13 protein-coding genes are annotated in these 17,514 nt (G+C 69.0%); 2 read left to right on the forward strand and 11 right to left on the reverse strand.

What is annotated here, in order from left to right; genetic code table 11:
• Positions 1–5 precede the first annotated feature (5 nt).
• From G447_RS0104250 to coaE, 9 genes are all read right to left on the reverse strand, one after another.
• Positions 6–323 (reverse strand): hypothetical protein, encoded by a 318-nt coding sequence (locus G447_RS0104250; RefSeq protein ID WP_026430172.1) that lies wholly within the window; start codon positions 321–323, stop codon positions 6–8.
• A 44-nt stretch (positions 324–367) separates the two neighbouring features.
• Positions 368–1,531 carry a S8 family peptidase gene (locus tag G447_RS0104255; protein ID WP_026430173.1) on the reverse strand — a complete coding sequence of 388 codons (1,164 nt, stop codon included), beginning with the start codon at positions 1,529–1,531 and terminating at the stop codon, positions 368–370.
• A complete protein-coding gene (locus G447_RS0104260) occupies positions 1,528–2,934 on the reverse strand; it encodes a hypothetical protein (protein ID WP_026430174.1) in 1,407 nt (468 codons plus the stop codon). The genes G447_RS0104255 and G447_RS0104260 overlap by 4 nt, the downstream gene beginning before the upstream one ends.
• 76 nt (positions 2,935–3,010) lie before the next feature.
• Positions 3,011–3,319, reverse strand: a complete 309-nt coding sequence (locus G447_RS0104265) for a hypothetical protein (protein ID WP_243442299.1) — start codon at positions 3,317–3,319, stop codon at positions 3,011–3,013.
• Between the two features lie 219 nt (positions 3,320–3,538).
• Entirely contained in the window at positions 3,539–5,950 is a 2,412-nt protein-coding gene (locus G447_RS0104270; protein WP_026430176.1) for an HAD-IC family P-type ATPase, read from the reverse strand.
• Positions 5,943–6,938: a TerC/Alx family metal homeostasis membrane protein gene (locus G447_RS0104275; protein WP_026430177.1), complete on the reverse strand. Its 996-nt coding sequence runs from the start codon at positions 6,936–6,938 to the stop codon at positions 5,943–5,945. Before G447_RS0104275 ends, G447_RS0104270 begins: the two co-directional genes overlap by 8 nt.
• Positions 6,935–7,987: a TerC/Alx family metal homeostasis membrane protein gene (locus tag G447_RS0104280; RefSeq protein WP_026430178.1), complete on the reverse strand. Its 1,053-nt coding sequence runs from the start codon at positions 7,985–7,987 to the stop codon at positions 6,935–6,937. The genes G447_RS0104275 and G447_RS0104280 overlap by 4 nt, the downstream gene beginning before the upstream one ends.
• A gap of 203 nt (positions 7,988–8,190) precedes the next feature.
• Entirely contained in the window at positions 8,191–10,263 is a 2,073-nt protein-coding gene (gene uvrB / locus G447_RS0104285) for an excinuclease ABC subunit UvrB (protein ID WP_005867532.1), read from the reverse strand.
• A gap of 9 nt (positions 10,264–10,272) precedes the next feature.
• A complete protein-coding gene (gene coaE / locus G447_RS11070; protein ID WP_051226242.1) occupies positions 10,273–10,968 on the reverse strand; it encodes a dephospho-CoA kinase in 696 nt (231 codons plus the stop codon).
• Between the two features lie 86 nt (positions 10,969–11,054).
• Between coaE and brnQ the strand changes: the two genes are divergently transcribed.
• Entirely contained in the window at positions 11,055–12,404 is a 1,350-nt protein-coding gene (gene brnQ, locus G447_RS0104295; protein WP_026430179.1) for a branched-chain amino acid transport system II carrier protein, read from the forward strand.
• A 293-nt stretch (positions 12,405–12,697) separates the two neighbouring features.
• Here the strand turns inward: brnQ and rpsA are convergent, their stop codons facing one another.
• Positions 12,698–14,137, reverse strand: a complete 1,440-nt coding sequence (gene rpsA / locus G447_RS0104300) for a 30S ribosomal protein S1 (RefSeq protein ID WP_005870357.1) — start codon at positions 14,135–14,137, stop codon at positions 12,698–12,700.
• A gap of 169 nt (positions 14,138–14,306) precedes the next feature.
• On the reverse strand, positions 14,307–17,039 hold the full coding sequence (gene polA, locus G447_RS0104305) for a DNA polymerase I (RefSeq protein ID WP_207382537.1): 2,733 nt from the start codon (positions 17,037–17,039) through the stop codon (positions 14,307–14,309).
• On the opposite strand from polA, the gene G447_RS0104310 reads away from it, so the two are divergent.
• Complete coding sequence (locus G447_RS0104310) at positions 17,038–17,487, forward strand: PaaI family thioesterase (protein WP_005870334.1); 450 nt, start codon at positions 17,038–17,040, stop codon at positions 17,485–17,487. The genes polA and G447_RS0104310 overlap by 2 nt on opposite strands.
• Positions 17,488–17,514 lie beyond the last annotated feature (27 nt).

A 17,514-nucleotide genomic window follows, 5' to 3' on the forward strand; every position in this document is an offset into this window, starting at 1 on the left:
CTCACTCAGTGCGCATCCGCCTGGGAGGCGGCCGCGAGGTTCTGGAACACCACGGAGTTGGCGTCCTCAGTCGTCGCGTACGCACTGATGGTCCCATCGACGTTGAACGCGTAGTCCTCAAGGCCCTGCGCGAGCGCAACCCACGCGTCATCGATGCTTTGGCACGCCTGGAGCACGACTTGCGCGCTCCGGCTTCCGGGCATGCCGCTGGCCACGTACCCCGCCGCGTCGCCGAACGGCGCCGAGCCGAGCGCTTCGGCCACCGTGTCAACGCCGTCGCGCAGGGCCTCCAAGTCGCCTACGATGATGTTCAAGTCCGTCATTGCTCTCTCCTGGGTCCGGTGTTGGGTGTTCGGCCGGCGCCGACCTAGTCCTGGCGGTGGTAGCGCGGTGACGTGCCCAGTGCCGACTGGTCCGGGTGCTTGTCCACGACTTCTGGGTCCACGCCCCGGTACACGTAGGCCTCATCGGCCTTGAAGAACGAGTCCCTCGACGACAGGCCGTCGGTGTAGTCCGCCACCGAGGCCGCGCTCGGCTCCTCCCCGGCGAACTTGTCCATCAACGGGTTCGTATCCGGGTACCCCGTCGGATCGGTTGTGTCCAGGCTGCCTGGAGTAAGTAGTGGATACCCGTACGGTCCCTTCTTGGCTGTACCCACCAGGGATTGGAGGATCTGGTTCGGCGTTGCCTGCGGCCACTGCTGCATCGTCACCGCCAGGGTACCCGCGACGATGGGGGTGGCCACCGAGGTCCCCGTGACCGAGACGACCTCTCCGGAGGCGAAGTCGTGGACCTTGAGGTTCTCCCCTGGGGCCAGAACCGTCAGCCCCTTCCCGAAGTTCGAGTACCGCCATACGTAACCATGATTGTCCGACGATCCCACCCCCACAAGGCCATTGAGGGATGCCAAGGAGTCCTCGGGGTCCTCGCGCCCCTCGTTGCCCGTCGACACCACGACGATCACGTTCTTGGCCAGTGTCCGCACCAGCGCGTCGCGCAGGGACTCGCTGAGCTCTCCTCCGCCCAGCGAGATCGAGATGATCTGCATGCCCTCCGCGACCGCCGCGTCGAGGGTCTCCTCCATCCCGATCCCCAGGCACCCCTTGGTGTCGTTGACCGTGTCGTCCTCCCCGTCGCCCAGCCGCCGCCGCGGGAACGAGTAATTGACCACCTCCGCACCCGTCGCCACCCCGTACCCGCGCGCCGACAGGATCGACACCATCGCGCTCCCATGGGTCCTGGACCTGTCCGACCCGTCGAAGTCGCACATCTTCCTCACACGCACATTCGCCCCCTCCAACTCCGGCAGGCCCGTGTCCGCAGGACCGTCGATGACCCCGATCCGCACCCCCACACCCGTCAGCCCTTTCGCAGTCGCCTTGTCGATGCCCAGCACTGACACGTAGTCCTGGGTCGTGATCTCCTCCACCGCCTGCGCGGGCGCGGCGCCGACCACCCCCGCGCCCACGGCCAGCGCGGCCGCGCACGTCGCAATCCGCAACCGGCGCCTGGCCCGCGACAACGCCCTCACAGTTCCCACTCCTCCAGGTCGAGGGAGAACTCCACTCCGTCGTCCTCCGAACCGGGGCCGTGTGCCGGATCCCACACGGGTTCGGCCTTCGGCTCCGGATCGAAGTACGGGAGGGGAACGACCTCCTTCTCCTGGTCCTCCTCCTCGGGGTTCTCACCGTTGTCGTTGCGCCTGCCGTCTGCCTTCTGCCGTTCCTCCGCCGCGCCGGAGACCGGCACGCCGGCGGCGATCGGCGTCATTATCGGCTGGCCGCCCCGAGCGGAGGCGGGCGCCCTGGTGCCGACGGAGGACGCCTTGCCACCGGCCGGAAGAGTTCCGCCGATTCCCGCAGTGCGCCCCGGCTTCCCTGCTGCGCGGCCGCCCAGGACGCTCCTGGCGCTGGGGAGGCTTCGACCCGGTCCGAGCAGGCCTGCTCCGAGCGCGCCCGCAGTAGCCGCTGAGACTTGCCGCACGCTGGTTGGCATGCGGTAGGTGGGGTCCCAGCGCGGATCCGAGGCATTGACGGCGGAGGGCGGGATGTAGCCGCCGACCAGGCCATTGGGGGTCACTGTCATATTGATGGGACGGCCCACTAGATCCACTCCGTCCAGGTCGCCCACGACGGCGCTATCGGGCGCCTGTTGCGGCAGGCCGGGGCGTTGGAAGCCCTCGGCCACCAGATCGAACCCGGGTGCGGGGCCGCCTCGGGGCGCAGACGGACCCCCGACCCGATCGGGCGCCGCACCGGTATGACCGTCGGCCGCGACGGCCCCGCCTGCGGACTGGTCGGCCGGAGCAGGACGCGACGGCTTCTCCGGCGCACTGGGGAATCGCTCGCTCCATGCCGTGCCCTGCTTCGTGGCCGTATCCTGGACGCTGCTGCCGTGCTGGCCCACCTGGTCGTTGAGCTGGTCGAGCAGGCCCTTGCAGTAGTCCTCGCGCTCGGTGCGGCGTTGGACCTCAAGGGTCTCGAAGTAGCACTCCGACGGCGTGTACATGTAGTAGCCGCTGGCGGGGACGACGACCATTTGCCCCTTGGACGACTCGCGGAGGGACTCCTCCTCGGGAGTCAGCAGCTCGGAGGCGACGTTCTGGTTGAAATCGTCGCGCAGGGAGCGCATCGTGTCGCGGGCGTCCACGATGGTGGCGAACCCCTCCTGGAGCCGTGCCCGCGCCGCCTGCAGACGGCAGCGCAACTCGTAGGACCAGTTGGTGATCGACTCGCCCACCAGGTCGGAGACGTACCCGTTCTCCTGGGCGTAGCGCAGGACGGCTCCGTCGCAGTCGTCGATACCGGCCAGCACCGCCCGGTAGGCCGCTTCATCAGCGGAGTCGTCGTAACGCAGGTCCGCGACGGCCTGCATGCGCCTGAAGAACTGGTCCTGCTTGAGCGCGCCCCCCTTCGTTTTGCCGGCTTCACTCATCAGCATCCCCTTTGTTCTGTACAACGATCCGTACGCATCTCTGATTTGAATCCGAAGTCATCCCAGTTCCTTGCCTTCAGTGTGCGCCATAATCGGCGGTTCCATCGCCGACCGCCTGTGGGCCAGCGCCATAGGCCTCACCGGGGAAGGCGGAGGCGAGGCGGGCGACGATGTCCTCTTCGTTCGCCTCGTAACCGGCCATGGCCCTCTTCGAATCCTCCAGCGCCTGCTCGAGCGCCGTCCGGCATTCCTGCAACTCTGCGCTTACGGCGTCCAGAAGGGCTTTGAAACCGTCCCTGGCGGTCTGCGGCCCGGTCTCCGTCCCCCACTTCAGCTCGGTCTGCTTCGAAGGCGAGCGCCTGGACGCCCTTTTCTCCGGCCTCATCCAGATCGGTCGTCCCCACTGCCGCGCGCGAGAGGGCCTGCTCTTCGATTTCAGGGTCGACGCCACCGCTGTCATTCATACCGCCTTGTCCTTCCGACGCCGTGCCCGTGCTCCTAACGGGCCCCAGTGCGACTATATCCAGGAGGGCGCGCGGTTGTTAACCACTTTGAAAGTGCGATGAATTACAGGATAATCACACATCCTGTTCAAATTACCGGGTCAGTCCCGGGCCGTCGCTCCCTCCTTCAGGGAACGCCTGTAAGCGGTCCTGTAGAAGATCCACTGCCCGGCCTCAATGAGCGCGCCCGCGCACAGGCCCACGCCGACGATGACCGCCCACTCCTGCGGCGTCGGCCACACCATCTGGAAGAAGTCCCGCACGGGCCCCAGGGCGACTCCCCCGACGGTGGCGACAGCAACAGCCGTCAGCAGCGCGCACTTGACGGGGGTCAAGGGCCTGGACGTGATGACGAGCAGCCAGATCGCGCCCACCATGAGCGCCAGGATCGCCGCAGTGGACTCGCGCGAGGACGCCGGGCCGTCCACAATGCGGTCCACGATGCCGAAGGCGGTGAGCGCGGCGGCGGCCAGGACGGCGCCCGTGGGCATCGCCAGTGACAGGGTGCGGCGCAGGAAGCCCGGCACGTAGCGGCGGCGGTTGGGCCACAGCGCCAGGAAGAACGCGGGGATGCCGATGGTGAGGGAGTCGATGTAGCTGAACTGGCGGGGCAGGAAGGGGTAGCGCCAGCCGACCAGGGCCGTGACGATCACCAGGATCGCCGCGTAGGTGGTCTTCGCCAGGAAGAGGCTGGACACCCGTTCCATGTTCGCGATGATGCGGCGGCCCTCGGCGACCACGCCGGGCAGCACGGAGAACTTCGAGTCCACCAGGACGATCTGCGCGATCGCCTTCGTGGCCTGGGAGCCGTTGCCCATCGCGATCCCCAGGTCCGCGTCCTTGAGGGCCAGGGCGTCGTTGACGCCGTCGCCCGTCATGGCCACGCAGTGCCCCCTGCCCTGCAGAGCGCCCACCATGGCGCGCTTCTGCTCGGGCGTGACGCGCCCGAACACGTCGTGGGAGTCGATGGCGAGGGCGAACTCCTCCGAGGCGGTGTCCTCGGGCAGCTCGCGGGCGTCCATGAGGCGGGGCTCGCCGCCCCCCGGCGCAGTGAGGCCGGCCTGTGCCGCCAGCGCGCCCACGGTGGTCGGGTTGTCCCCGGAGATGACGCGCACATGGACGCCCTGCTGGCGGAAGTAGTCGAGGGTCTCGGCGGCGTCCTGGCGCAGGTCCTCCTCCAGTGTGATGACCGCGGCGGCGAGGCGCGCCTCGGGCAGCCGGTCCTCGACGAGCGCAGCGGGGGCGCTCACGAGGGCGACGACGCGCGCGCCCTGGCTGGCGGCCCCGGCGGCCAGTTCCAGGGCCCGGGCCCCGCCCTCGGACGCGCGGTCGATGACGATCTCCGGGGCGCCCAGGATCCACGCGGTCTGCCCGTCCCCCCACGCGCTCCACTTGCGCGCCGACGAGAAGGGCACGCCCCACGTCTGCGGGCCCAGGGGCCCAGGCGCACCTTCCTCCTCCAGGTGGGTGGCGATGGCGGTGGCCGTGGCGTTCGTGCGGTCGGCCGAGGCAGTGGCCAGCGCGCCGAGCACCTGGTCCCGGTCCCCTGCCAGGACCTCGACGGAGCGCACCCGGATACCGCCCGTGGTCAGGGTGCCCGTTTTGTCGACGCACAGCGCGTCCACGCGGGCCAGGACCTCCACCGCGGGGAGCTCCTGGACCAGTACGCCGCGGCGTGCCAGCGTGGCCGAGCCGAGCGCGAAGTTCATGGAGGTGAGCAGGACGAGCCCCTGGGGGATCATCCCGATGATCGAGGCGACCGACAGGACCAGGGCGTTGCGCCAGTCCCCGCCGTCCACTCCGGCGACGCGGTTCTGGGACCAGAACGTCAGGACGACGACGGGGAGCAGCAGGAAGGAGACGACCTGCAGGACCCGGTTGATTGAGGCCTGGATCTCCGAGACGGTGCGCGTGAACTGGCGGGCGGCGGCGGAGATCCCCTGGGCGTAGACGTCTGCGCCCACTGCCGTGGCTCGCATCGCACCCGCTCCGGCGACCACGGAGGTACCGGCCAGCAGCCGGTCCCCCGCCTGCTTCTTCACGGGGCGCGACTCGCCGGTGAGCAGGGACTCGTCGACCTCGAGTCCGTTGACTTCCAGGGCATCGCCGTCGACGGGGATCTGGTCGCCCAGTCCCAGTGAGACGACGTCGTCGAGGACCACCTCGGCCGCCGGGATCTGCTGGGTGCTGGAGTCGCGCACCACGTGGGCGCGGGGCGCGTCCACAATGGCGAGGGCGTCCAGGGTCCGCTTGGCGCGCAGCTCGGAGACGATGCCAATGACCGCGTTGATCACCATGACGCCGCCGAAGATGCCGTCCTGGATGTGCCCGAAGAGCAGGACGATCACGCTGGCCCCGACGATGATCGCGTTGAACAGCGTGAACACGTTCTCCCGGACGATGGCGGCCAGGGAACGCGATGTCTGCTCGCGCACCCTGTTCACTTGGCCGAGGGAGACCCGCTGCGCGACCTGCGCGGCAGTGAGTCCTGTGGTGGTTACGGCGTTACTCACGCGGTGTTCCTTCCTTGGTGGAGCTGGCGACGAGGGAGGCGACGACCGTCACGGCCAGGACGGAGACGACGACGCACAGGGACAGGGCCGAGGGGATCTCGGGCAAGGAGGTGAGCGGGGCGCCGCCAGCCACGAAGGGCAGTGCGCCACCGCGCAGAGCCTCGAGGATCAGTTTGACGCCGATGAAAGCGAGGACGGCGCCCAGTCCGAACCCCAGGTACACGAGCCTGGAGAGCAGAGAGTCGACGAGGAAGAACAGCTGGCGCAACCCCATGAGGGCGAACACTGTGCACGAGAAGACCAGGAATGGTTCGGAGGTGACGCCGAAGATCGCGGGGATCGAGTCGAAGGCGAACATGAGGTCCGCCGAGCCCAGCGCCATGACCACCAGGAACAGCGGGGTGATGGAGGTGCGGCCGCCGTGGCGGTGGAGGAACCGGTTGCCGGTGTAGCCGTCGGTCACGGGCAGGACGCGGCGCACCCGGCGGACGAACCCGTTCTCCCGGTACTCCTCCCCGCCGCCCCCTCCCCGCAGCGCCTCGCGGACCTGCGTGAACGCCGTCCACTCCAGCCACAGGCCGAACACCAAGAACACCGCGGAGAACCGGCTGACCAGCGCCGCCCCCGCCAGGATGAAGGCGAGGCGCAGGACCAGGGCGATGACGATCCCGAAAAGCAGGGCCTTCTGCTGGTACTCCCTGGGCACGCGGAACGACCTCATAATGAGGATGAAAACGAACAGGTTGTCCACCGACAACGACCACTCCATCGCCCACCCCGTGTAGAACTCCTGGGCGTAGGCCGCGCCAGCAGTCAGCCACACCCCGATGCCGAAGAGCACCGCGAGGCCCGCGTAGAACAGCGTCCACCGCAGCGCCTCCCCCGACGACGGGGGGTGCGGCCTGCGCGCGTGCCCGGCGAAGTCGAAGGCGAACAACGCGAGCGCGACGACGGCGAGGACGGCCCACGCCCAGGGGTGCACGGTCATAGGGCGGAACCTCCGCCCCGGCGCCCTTGCCGGGCGCGCTCCGCCTCCGCCTGCCGCGCCCTCGCCCGGCGCCTCGCCGACGCGGCCAGGGAGGCTGCGGCGGTGATGACGATGACGACGACGATGAAGCCCAGGGAGAAGGGGATGGACGGCTCGGGGACCGCGCTCCAGTGCTCGCCGCCGTTGATGAAGGGCAGTTCGTTGGTGTGCAGCGCGTGGTTGACCAGTTTGAAGCCGATGAACCCCAGGATCGCCGCCAGCCCGTAGTGCAGGTAGACGACGCGGTCCAGGAGGCCGTCGATGAGGAAGTACAACTGGCGAAGGCCCAGCAGGCTGAAGGCGTTGGCCGCGAACACCAGGTAGGGCTCCACGGTCAACGAGTAGATCGCGGGGATCGAGTCCACTGCGAACATGACGTCGGCCGTGCCGATGGCGATGACGCACAGAAGCAGGGGTGTGACGTAGGTGCGCCCGCCGTGCCGGTAGAGCATGCGCCCCCCGATGAAGCCGTCGGTGACGGGGACGACCCGGGACACCCACCTGACGATGGACGGGGGCCTGTACTCCTCGTCCTGGTGGGCGTCGGGGTCCTCGGCGCCCTCGCGGATCTGTGAGAACGCGGTCCACAGCAGCCACAGGCCGAAGGGGTAGAACACCCACGACCAGCTCTCGATCATCGCCTTGCCGACCAGGATGAAGGCGAGGCGCAGGACCAGTGCGATGACAATGCCCGCCAGCAGCACCTCCTGCTGGTTCTTCCTGGGAACGCGGAAAGCGGTGATGATGAGCACGAACACGAACAGGTTATCGACGGATAGCGCCTTCTCGGTGACGTAGCCCGCGAAGTACTGCTGCCCGAAGTCAGCGCCCCAGACGGCCCAGACGAGGCCGCCGAAGACGAGGGCGAATCCGATGTAGCCCAGTGACCACCACGCTGCCTCGCGGATGGTGGGCTCATGGGGGGTTCGGACGTGGCCGACTATGTCGATGGTGATCATGGTGATGATGATCGCCGCCAGCGCGGCCCATCCGATGGCGTGGACCTCCACAGATATTCCTCCGGTACGGTTGGTGTACCGGAGGTCTCTTTCCGCCCTCCTCGATGGGATCGGGCCGGTGGCACCGGAGGCCGTTGGGCCGTCGTGGTGACGATGCCACTGTTGGTGGAAGTACTCCCCTCCGCTAACGGGAACCAGGGTACCCGATGACGGGCGGCGGGCACGACACCGTCCAGGTGGTGTGCGTCGCGGCCCTACTGGGCGCGCTCCATGGCGCGCAGCTCCTTCTTGAGGTCCTCGATCTCGTCGCGCAGGCGCGCCGCGAGTTCGAATTGCAGGTGGGCGGCCGCCGTCATCATCTGTTCGGACAGCTCCTCGATGAGGGAGGCGAGGTCCCCCTGGGCGCGCCCGGCGGCGCCCCTGGCGCCCGCTGCGCTCCGCTCGGCAGCCGTCTTCTCCCGGCGGTAGCCGCCCTCGAGCAGGGACTCCGTGTCGATCTGCTCGCGGGCCAGCATGTCGGTGACATCCGCGATCCGTTTGCGCAGCGGCTTGGGGTCGATCCCGTGCTCGCGGTTGTAGGCGATCTGCAGGTCGCGCCTGCGCATCGTCTCCGACAGGGCCTCGCGCATGGAGTCCGTGATGGTGTCGGCGTACATGTGGACCTCGCCGGAGACGTTGCGGGCGGCGCGGCCGATGGTCTGGATCAGGGAGCGGGTGGAGCGCAAGAACCCCTCCTTGTCGGCGTCCAGGATGGACACGAGGGAGACCTCGGGCAGGTCGAGTCCCTCGCGCAGCAGGTTGATGCCGACGAGCACGTCGAAGGCTCCCTGGCGCAGTTCGCGCAGCAGCTCCACGCGGCGCAGGGTGTCGACGTCGGAGTGGAGGTACTCGACCCGCACGCCGCGCTCGGCCAGGTAGGTGGTGAGCTCCTCGGCCATTTTCTTCGTGAGGGTGGTGACCAGCACCCGTTCGTCCTTCTCGACGCGGGCGCGCACCTGCTCGAGGAGGTCGTCGATCTGCCCGTCGGTCGGTTTGACGGTGACGAGGGGGTCGACGAGTCCGGTGGGCCGGATGATCTGCTCGACGACGCCGTCGGAGCGGTCGAGCTCGTAGGGGCCGGGGGTGGCGGACAGGTAGACGGTCTGGCCGATGCGCGCGGTGAACTCGTCCCATTTGAGAGGGCGGTTGTCCATGGCGGAGGGCAGTCGGAAACCGTGGTCGACGAGGGTGCGCTTGCGGGACATGTCGCCTTCGAACATGGCGCCGATCTGCGGGACGGTCACGTGGGACTCGTCGATGATGAGCAGGAAGTCGTCGGGGAAGTAGTCGAGCAGGGTGTGCGGGGGCGTGCCCGGCCCCCGGCCGTCGATATGGCGCGAGTAGTTCTCCACCCCTGCGCACGAGCCGATCTCGCGGAGCATCTCCAGGTCGAAGGTGGTGCGCATGCGCAGGCGCTGGGCCTCGAGGAGTTTGCCCTGCCCCTCGAACCAGGCGACCCTCTCCTCCATCTCCTCCTCGATGGTGCCGATCGCGCGCTTCATGCGCTCCTCCCCGGCGACGTAGTGAGAGGCGGGGAAGAGGTAGGTGTGGTCGACCTCGTCGATGACATCGCCGGTGAGGGGGTGCAGCACGGCCAGGGAGTCGATCTCGTCGCCGAACATCTCGATGCGGATGGCGAGCTCCTCGTATACGGGGATGATCTCGATGGTGTCCCCGCGCACGCGGAAAGTGCCGCGCGTGAAGGCCATGTCGTTGCGCACGTACTGCATGGCGACGAAACGGCGCAGCAGGGCGTCGCGGTCGATCCGCATGCCGCGCTCGAGTTCGATCATGCGGGCCACGTACTCCTCGGGGGTGCCCAGGCCGTAGATGCACGACACGGAGGACACGACCACCGTGTCGCGGCGGGTGAGCAGGGAGTTCGTGGCGGAGTGGCGCAGGCGCTCCACCTCGTCGTTGATGGAGGAGTCCTTCTCGATGAACGTGTCGGTCTGGGGGACGTAGGCCTCGGGCTGATAGTAGTCGTAGTAGGACACGAAGTACTCCACGGCGTTGCCCGGCAGCAGCTCCCTGAACTCGGCGGCCAACTGGGCGGCGAGCGTCTTATTGGGCTCGAGGACGAGCGCGGGGCGCTGGAGCTCCTCGATGAGCCACGCGGTGGTCGCGGACTTGCCGGTGCCCGTCGCGCCCATGAGCACGACGTCCTGCTCGCCGTCGCGGATCCGGGAGGCGAGTTCCTTGATCGCCTTGGGCTGGTCCCCCGACGGCGAGTACTCGGATACGACTTCGAAGGGGCGCTCTTGTCGGAGGACGGGTTTTTCGCTCACCCGCCTACGCTACGCCATAGCGCCCGCCCCCGCTGGCGGGCCGGTGGGCGCCAGCCACTGGGCGAGCACGGCGGCGGCGAGGACGCGCAGCTCGTCGGCGGTGCCCGCGTTGTCGATCCAGACGCTTGCCACCGCGCGCCTCTGGTCGTCGGAGGCCTGGGACGCCATGCGCCGCAGAGCGTCTGCGCGCCCCACTCCCCTGGCCCCCAGGCGCTCGAGGCGCTCCTCCACGGCGGCGTCCACGACGACAACGGCGTCGAAGAGTCCGGCGCCCCCGCCCTCGACGAGCAGCGGCACGTCGTAGACGGCGACGGCCCCTCGGGGCGCGGCCCGCAGGATGGCCCAGGCGCGTTCGTCGATGGCGGGATGGGTGATGGCCCCCAGCGCGGCCACCGCCTCGTCGTCGCAGAAGACCCGCGCCGCCAGCGCCGCCCGGTCCAGGGTTCCGTCGACTCCGACCACGTCCTCGCCGAAGCGCTCGCGGATACGGGCGAGCACGGGGCTCCCGGGGGCGACGACCTCGCGTGCGAGCGCGTCGGCGTCGGCGAGGACGGCCCCCCTGCGCTCCATCTCGCGGGCGGCCGTGGACTTGCCAGAGCCGATGCCCCCAGTGAGTGCGACGACGCGGGCGGGGCCCGTCGGGTGCGGGGGCGGCAGTGGGCGCACGAGGCGGGCGCGGGCGCCCCCGATGACGATCTGGTCCATCCGCCCAGGGTATGCCCCGTTTGGCGCCGGCGCCCGCCCATGCCAGAATCGACGCAGACATCAACCGCTCACGAGGCTCCAGGACAGTGCCGACGCATACGAATACGAACACCACCGCCGCCCCGAACAAGACCGGGCTGCTGATCGCCACTTCGCTCACCCTGTTCTCAATGTTCTTCGGCGCCGGGAACCTCATATTCCCGCCGATCATGGGGGCGAACGCGGGCACTAGCTTCCCGTGGGCGATGACGGGCTTCCTGATCGGCGCGGTCGCACTGCCTGTGCTCTCCATCATCACGATCGCCCTGTCGGGCACCGACCTGCGGGACCTGGCGTCAAGGGGCGGACGGGTCTTCGGCATCGTCTTCCCCGGACTCGTCTACTTGTCGATCGGGGCGTTCTACGCGCTGCCGCGCACGGGGGCCGTGTCATTCTCCACGGCCATCGCGCCCTTGACTGGCTGGTCCTCGTCATTGGCCTCGACGCTCTTCAACATCGTGTTCTTCGCAGTCGCGCTCTTCCTGTCGTGGAACCCCCGGTCCATCATCGACTCGCTGGGCAAGGTCCTCACGCCCCTGCTGCTCGCGCTCCTGGTGCTGCTGGTGTTCCTGTCGTTGGCGAACCTGCCCGCCTCCAGTTCCGCGCCGACTGCGGCCTACGCGAGCGCGCCCCTGACGTCGGGCCTGCTGGACGGGTACATGACGATGGACTCGATCGCGGCACTCGCCTTCGGCATCGTCGTGGTCACCTCGCTGGGGCGCCCCGGGGGCGGCATCGGAGCCAAGATGGTGCGCCGCACTTCCGTGACGGCGCTCATCGCGGGGGCGCTGCTGGCGCTGGTCTACATCGGTCTCGGACTGATCGGGCACGTGATGCCCGGCGGCCAGCAGTACACCGACGGCGCCAGTCTGCTGGCCGACGCCGCGCAGATGACCATCGGGTGGCCGGGGCAGGTGGTTTTCGGGCTGATCGTCCTCACCGCGTGCATGACGACGGCAGTAGGCCTCATCGCGGCGACCTCCGAGTTCTTCCACCGCCTGCTCCCAGTCGTGTCCTACCGGGCGTGGATGGCCGCCTTCACCGTGATCTCTTTCGTTCTGGCCGCCGCGGGTCTGAACTCCGTGCTGGCCATCGCGGTCCCCATCATCACCTTCCTCTACCCCATCGCCATCACTGTCGTTGCGATCACCCTCGTGACCCATCCGCTGCGCCTGGTGACTCCGGCCCTGTGGGCCTTCCGCTTGGGCACTTGGATGGCAGCCGCGTGGTCGGCCGCGACCACGCTCGCTCAGGTTGGCGCGGCCTCCGAGGCCATCGGCCCAGTCCTGTCGTGGAGTCCGGGACAGGCCCTGCAACTCGGCTGGATCGTGCCCACCGCCCTCGCCTTCGTGGGCGGCCTGGGGGCCGACCTCGCCGTGGCGCGGCGTGCGGCGTGAACCGGATCCCCGCACTCGAGGATGGGTCAGTGACCGGCATTGGGGTAGGCAACGGGTCATTGGGGTAGGTAATTTGCCTACCCCAATGTGTGGTTTCCTACCCCGATGCGCCGTCAGCACCTGGCGGCCCCGGACGGATCCGGGACCAGTGACAACCGTGGACTGATGCTCCGTTGCGGCACCCACTCTTCGCAATACCGCCACACATCATCAGCCCGGAGGCGGACAAAGCGGTGGCCCCCGGGATATCCCGGGGGCCACCGCTCACGCGTTCACATGCGTGACGCGCCGATTCAGTTGTTGTTGGTCAGCTTCTCGCGCAGGGCGGCCAGGGCCTCGTCGGAGGCCAGCGTGCCCTCGGAGTCGACTGGCGTGGAGTAGGAGGCCTGCTCCTGGATGGACGGGGCGGATTCCGCGTCCTCCTCCATCGCCCGGCGGACCTGCGCCTTGTGGGCCTCCCAGCGGGCCTGGGCCTCCGTGTACTGGTTCTCCCACGCCTCGCGCTGGGCCTCGAAGCCCTCGATCCACTCCTGGGTCTCCGGGTCGAAGCCCTCGGGGTACTTGTAGTTGCCGTCCTCGTCGTACTCGGCGGCCATGCCGTACAGCGACGGATCGAACTCCTCCGAGTTCGGATCCACGCCCTCGTTGGCCTGCTTGAGGGACAGGGAGATGCGGCGGCGGTCCAAGTCGATGTCGATGACCTTGACGAAGACCTCTTCGTTGACCTTGACGACCTGGTCAGGCAGCTCGATGTGGCGCTGGGCCAGCTCGGAGATGTGGACCAGGCCCTCGATGCCGTCCTCGACGCGCACGAAAGCGCCGAAGGGGACCAGCTTGGTGACCTTGCCGGGCACGACCTGGCCGATCGCGTGCGTGCGGGCGAAGGCCTGCCACGGATCCTCCTGGGTGGCCTTGAGCGACAAGGACACGCGCTCGCGGTCCATGTCCACGTCGAGCACCTCGACGGTGACCTCCTGGCCGACCTCGACGACCTCGGAGGGGTGGTCGATGTGCTTCCAGGACAGCTCGGAGACGTGGACGAGGCCGTCGACGCCGCCCAGGTCCACGAACGCGCCGAAGTTGACGATCGAGGAGACGGTGCCCGTGCGGACCTGGCCCTTCTGCAGGGTGTGCAGGAAGTTCGTGCGCACCTCGGACTGGGTCTGCTCCAGCCAGGCGCGACGCGACAGGACCACGTTGTTGCGGTTCTTGTCGAGCTCGATGATCTTCGCGTCCAGCTCGCGGCCGATGTAGGGCGCGAGGTCGCGGACACGGCGCATCTCGACCAACGAGGCGGGCAGGAAGCCGCGCAGGCCGATGTCGAGGATCAGGCCGCCCTTGACGACCTCGATGACGGTGCCGGTGACGACGCCGTCCTCTTCCTTGACCTTCTCGATCTGGCCCCAGGCGCGCTCGTACTGGGCGCGCTTCTTGGACAGCAGCAGGCGGCCCTCCTTGTCCTCCTTCTGGAGAACAAGCGCCTCAACCTGGTCGCCGACGGCGACGACGTCGTCCGGGTTGACGTCGTGCTTGATGGACAGCTCGCGAGAGAGGATCACGCCCTCAGTCTTATAGCCGATGTCGAGGAGGACCTCATCGTGGTCGACCTTGACGACAGTGCCCTCGACGATATCGCCATCGTTGAAATACTTGATGGTCTCGTCAATGGCGGCGAGCAGATCTTCAGTCGATCCAATGTCGTTGATCGCGACCTGCGGCGTATTCGTGGTCATGTAGTAGTTTCTCCGAAGTGGACTGGATAGTTGGGTGGACAATTCCAGCGACCGGAGCCGACTACGGGTGCAATCCACCCCGGGCGCTGTTATCACCCTATCAGGTTTCTCACAGGTGCCTAGGCCCTTGTCCCCAAGCACGACGTGGCGTTGGTCGCTAGCTCCGCCCTCAGTGCGCCGCCTCCTGCCAGGACGGCCCCACCCCCACCGACACGTCCAGGGGGACCCTCAGGGAGGCGACCCCCGCCATCTTCTGGCGCACGGCCTCCTCGACCCGTTCGCGCTCCCCCGGTGCCACCTCGACCAGCAGTTCGTCGTGGATCTGCACCAGGACGCGCGAGTGCAGCCCCGCCTCGCTGAGGGCGCCGACGACGCCGATCATCGCCAGCTTCATAATGTCCGCGGCGCTGCCCTGGATGGGGGCGTTGAGCGCGGCGCGCTCGGCCATCTCCCGGCGCTGCCGGTTGTCGCTGCCCAGATCGGGCAGGTAGCGGCGCCGGTGGTACATGGTCTCCGTGTAGCCGCGCGAGCGCGCCTGGTCCACCAGCGACTCCAGGTAGTCGCGCACACCGCCGAAGCGCTCGAAGTAGCGTTCGCGCAGGGCGGCCGCCTCGGGCACGGGAATGCCGAGCTGCTTGGACAGGCCGTACTTCGACAGCCCGTAGGCCAGGCCGTAGGACGTGGCCTTGATGCGGGAGCGCTGCTGGGCGGTGACCTCGGCGACCGGCGTGCCGAACACCATGGAGGCCATGGTCCGGTGCAGGTCCTCCCCCGAGTTGAACGCCCCGATGAGGCCCTCGTCCTGGGACAGGTGCGCCATGATGCGCATCTCGATCTGGGAGTAGTCGGCGCTCATGAGCGCCTCGAAGCCCGGTCCGGCCACGAAACCGCCCCGGATCCGCATCCCGTCCCCGCTGCGCGCCGGGATGTTCTGCAGATTCGGATCCGCCGACGCCAACCGGCCCGTGGCGGCCGCCACCTGGGAGAAAGTCGTGTGGATGCGCCCGTCGTCGGCCACGGAGGCGATCAGGGAGTCCACCATCTGCTTGAGTTTGATGCGGTCGCGGTGGGCCAGCAGGTGCCCCAGGAACTCGTGGCCGTCGCCCCCCTGCTGTGCTGTCTTGGCGTAGAGGTCCTGCAGGGCCTCGGCGTTCGTCGTGTACCCGGTCTTCGTCCTGCGCGTCCGGGGCAGGCCGAAGTGCTCGAAGAGCACCTCCTGCAGCTGCTTGGGACTCGACAGGTTCACCTCGCGCCCCAGGACGGCCAGCGCCCCTTCGCGCGCCCGCTCCACATCGCCGCCGAGCTCGTCCGACAGCGCGCCCAGGCGGGCCGAGTCGACTCCGATCCCCACCCGCTCCATCCCCGCCAGCACGGCCGCCGTGGGCATCTCGACATCGGAGAGCAGGCCGGCCTCCCCGCTGTCACGCAGGGCCTCCCCCAGCTTGGCCCGCAGGGGGTGCAGGGCGGCGCACAGGCGCCCGAGGCGGGCCCCGGCCACGCTGGGCCCCTCCCCCTCGGCCTCCAGATCGAAGAGCGCGTCATCGGGGGCGTCCCCGCCCACGTCGATGCCCAGGACCCTGTCGATCAAGTCGGCAGCCGCGTAAGACCGCTGGTCGGGGGCGACCAGGTAGGCGGCGAGCATGACGTCGAAGCACGCCTCCCCCAGGGCCCAGCCCTGGGCGCGCAGAGCGTGCGCGGTGCCCTTCCAGTCGTGGGCCACAGCCACTCCCCCGGCCAGCACTCCCCCGACCTGGTCCACTTGCGCGGGGGTGAGCAGTGCCGGGTCGATGACCAGCGCCCGGTCCGCGCCCGCCAGTGCGAGCCGGTCCACCCGGCCCGCGACGGCGCGCGGATCCCCCTCCACCAGGACAGCGACCGGGGCGTTGTCCCGCGCCCACTGGGAGATGTCGGTGTCCTCCTGGCACGCCCCGACGGCAACGTCCGGCGCCCCGCTGCCGCCCATCGGCGCGTCCGCCGCTGCGCTCCCCTCCGCTCCGGCGCGCCCCACGTGGGCGACCTGGCGGACCTTCTGGCGCAGCGAACCGAACTCGAGCGCGTCGAAAAGGGACTGGATCTCCGCAAAATCGGTGGGGCCCCTGCGCAGGTCGTCGACGCCCACCCCCAGGTCGAGGTCGTCGACGAGGCGGTTGAGCCTGCGGTTGCGGCGGACCTCGTCGGCGTGGTCGCGCAGGGCCTGCCCGCGCTTGCCGCCGACCTCGTCCGCCCGCGCCAGCAGGTTGTCCAGCCCGTCGAAGCGGGTGATCCACTGCGCGGCGGTCTTCGGCCCGACGCCCGGCACTCCCGGGAGGTTGTCGCTGGCCTCGCCCACCAGGGCCGCGATCTCCGGGTAGCGGTGCGGGGGGACGCCGTACTTCGCCTCGACCGCCGCCGGATCCATGCGCCTCAGATCCCCGGGGCCCGTGCCCGGGTAGAGCACCGTGACGTGCTCGCCCACGGTCTGGAAGGAGTCGCGGTCGCCCGACACCACTAGGACGCGCATGCCCGCTTCGGCTCCCCTGCGGGCCACGGTGGCCAGGATGTCATCCGCCTCGTAGTGCTCCTTCGTGAGGCTCATGATGCCCATGGCGCCGAGAGCCTGCTCGATGAGCCCGACCTGGCCCTTGAACTCCTCGGGCGTCGCGTCGCGCGTGCCCTTGTACTCCGGGTACTGGTCGGTGCGGAAGGAATGGCGGGACAGGTCGAAGGCGACGGCCACGTGGGTCGGCTTCTCCTGCTCCAGCAAGCGCGTGAGCATCGACACGAAACCGTAGACGGCGTTCGTGTAGCGCCCCGTCGTCGTCACGAATTTGTCCGCGGGCAGGGCGTAGAACGCGCGGTACGCCATCGAATGGCCGTCGATGATCAGCACAGTGTCACTCACACATGACACCCTAGATGCCATGACAGCATCAGACCAGACGAAAACACCCGCCGACGGCGCCCGCCATTGGGTCGGCGCGTCATGGCCCGGCACCCTCATGGAGCTCACGGGCATGGAGGTCCTGGAGCACACGGCGCGCAGGACCGTGGTCTCCATGCCGGTCGCCGGAAACCTCCAGAACGGAGGGATCCTGCACGGCGGCGCCAGCGCCGCACTGGCCGAGACGGCGGGCTCCTTCGCCGCGTGCGCCCACGCTGACGACCTCTACCCCGGGGGCGGCGCCTACGCGGTGGGGACCGAGCTATCGGCGTCCCACGTCGCAGCCGGGCGCGGGGGACGGGTCACCGCCGTGGCGACCGCGGCCCACCTGGGCCGCACCTCCACCGTCCACACCGTCGAGGTGCACGACGAGGACGGACGCCTCATATCCTGCGCCCGCATCACCAACAGGATCCTCATGCGGCGGTGACGAGCGGGCCCGGCTGCCGTCGTCCGT

The sequence above is a fragment of the Schaalia georgiae DSM 6843 genome (genome assembly GCF_000429245.1).
Taxonomy (GTDB): domain Bacteria; phylum Actinomycetota; class Actinomycetes; order Actinomycetales; family Actinomycetaceae; genus Pauljensenia; species Pauljensenia georgiae.